Annotated in this window: 3 protein-coding genes and 1 other annotated feature; all 3 genes read left to right on the top strand. The window is 40.6% G+C overall.

All coding sequences use genetic code 11. The annotated features are described in order from the left end of the window. The first annotated feature begins 484 nt into the window (after positions 1 to 484). Positions 485 to 611, top strand: a sequence feature (ribosomal protein L20 leader region). Positions 612 to 723: 112 nt separating this feature from the next. The 3 genes from infC to rplT are packed head-to-tail and all read left to right on the top strand — an operon-like array spanning position 724 to position 1,857. Further along, positions 724 to 1,245: a translation initiation factor IF-3 gene (gene infC / locus V7201_RS08825; RefSeq protein ID WP_335376577.1), complete on the top strand. Its 522-nt coding sequence runs from the start codon at positions 724 to 726 to the stop codon at positions 1,243 to 1,245. A 16-nt stretch (positions 1,246 to 1,261) separates the two neighbouring features. Next, positions 1,262 to 1,462, top strand: coding sequence for a 50S ribosomal protein L35 (gene rpmI, locus V7201_RS08820; RefSeq protein ID WP_023627047.1), 201 nt, complete (start codon positions 1,262 to 1,264; stop codon positions 1,460 to 1,462). 35 nt (positions 1,463 to 1,497) lie between these two features. Next, positions 1,498 to 1,857, top strand: a complete 360-nt coding sequence (gene rplT / locus V7201_RS08815; protein WP_207500453.1) for a 50S ribosomal protein L20 — start codon at positions 1,498 to 1,500, stop codon at positions 1,855 to 1,857. Positions 1,858 to 2,094 lie beyond the last annotated feature (237 nt).

Genomic DNA, 2,094 nt, shown 5'->3' with positions numbered 1-2,094 from the left:
GGAACGAAAATCAACAGCCGTGGTTAACAAAGTCAATAAAAATGAGAGAAGCCCCGGGCTTCTCTCATTTTGTTATTCAAGAGGTTTTAGACAAGATGGACAGAGGTTTTTTTTATAACTCCGCTGGATTTTCTGGCCGCAGGATCTGCACGATTTGAGCAGCAATGGCTTATTATCGATATCATTTGAAAAGCCATAGCCTGTCCTGAAAAATTTCAATGCACTGCCTGCTAATAGGCCCGTGATCACACCTGTAATAATAATTGCTACAAGCAAAACTGCACCAGCTTTCTTATCAGTATTTTAAGAAATTATACCAAAACTGCACGCTTTTTTAGAGGTATAAATTATTTTTTAATAAAAAGTATTGCAGGGTGGATATCTATTTGATAAAATACAATACGTTGCAGTTAACGCAAGTAGTAATCGTTTGACACATCTTTTTCTTTGTGTTATATTAGCAAAAGTGAACTGAATACTAGTTTTAGGAAAGAAGAAGCACCCGCTTCTCACCTGGCTGACGCAAGAGTGCTGTTAGCAGGTAATACGTAAACGTCTAATTATTTTGTTTTCGTAAGTGTGGGTGTTGTCGCCTGCGCTTTTTTTATTGCAAAATAAAAAAGGACATATCGTATGTCATTGTGTGAGCAAGATGGCAGGCTCTGCCTGGCAATGTACTTCTTCTCCTTGACAATGTATTCGATAAAACCCTGGAGGTGGCTAATTATTAGCAAAGACGCGATGTTACTAAACGAGGGAATCCGTGCTCGCGAAATTCGTCTTATCGATCAAAACGGCGAGCAATTAGGAATTAAAACCAAAACTGAAGCGCTAGAAATCGCAGCGCGCGTTAATCTTGATCTTGTACTTGTTGCACCGAATGCGAAACCTCCTGTAGGCCGTATCATGGACTACGGAAAATTCAAATTCGAACAGCAGAAGAAAGAAAAAGAAGCACGTAAGAACCAAAAGATCATCACAACCAAAGAAGTACGTCTTAGCCCGACAATTGATGAGCACGACTTTAATACAAAGCTTCGCAATGCTATCAAGTTCTTGGAAAAAGGCGATAAAGTTAAAGCATCTATCCGTTTTAAAGGACGTGCTATAACACACAAGGAAATCGGTCAGCGTGTTCTTGATCGCTTCTCTGAAGCTTGCAAAGAGGTAGCGACAATCGAATCACATCCCAAGATGGATGGCCGAAGCATGTTCCTGGTCTTAGCACCTAAAACTGAAAAGTAACGAGGAGGAAGTCCCTATGCCAAAAATGAAAACTCACCGCGGCACTGCCAAGCGTTTCAAGAAAACTGGAACTGGCAAGCTTAAGCGCTCACACGCTTACACTAGCCACTTATTTGCTAACAAATCTACAAAAGCTAAGCGTAAGCTTCGCAAATCTGCAATCGTTTCTAAAGGCGATTTCAAACGCATTCGTCATATGTTGGACAACATTAAGTAAATTCGAGCGATCGATTTATATAGGAGGGAAATTACATGCCACGTGTAAAAGGCGGTACAGTTACGCGCAAGCGTCGTAAAAAAGTCATTAAATTAGCAAAAGGTTATTACGGTTCAAAACATACATTATACAAAGTTGCTAACCAGCAGGTTATGAAATCTCTAATGTATGCATTCCGCGACCGTCGCCAGAAGAAGCGCGACTTCCGCAAACTTTGGATTGCTCGTATCAACGCAGCAGCTCGCATGAACGGTCTTTCATACAGCCGTTTAATGCACGGCCTAAAGCTTGCTGGTATCGAAGTAAACCGCAAGATGCTTGCTGAACTTGCAGTAAGCGATGCTAACGCATTCGCTCAATTAGCTGAAACAGCAAAAAGCCAATTCAACAAGTAATTCACTTGTAAGATCAGCCATTCTCATTTGAGGATGGTTTTTTCTTGTTTATAAAGGCCTTTTGATTTGTGCTAAAGTCTGTGGGAGACACCTAAATTGCTAAGCAAGATCCCTGCAAAGTCTAATAAAATTTTTAATACGACCCGCAAATCATTAGGGATAGGTCAGAAAAAGACTTATTAAGACCACTCGCGATACGATACATAATATAACGACCACTCGTGACAACGAAATCCA

Source organism: Bacillus sp. JJ1122, assembly GCF_036964885.1.
GTDB lineage: Bacteria > Bacillota > Bacilli > Bacillales > Cytobacillaceae > Mesobacillus.
The sequence above is the reverse complement of the archived record's forward strand: the minus strand, read 5'-3'. Positions and strand labels throughout refer to the sequence as shown.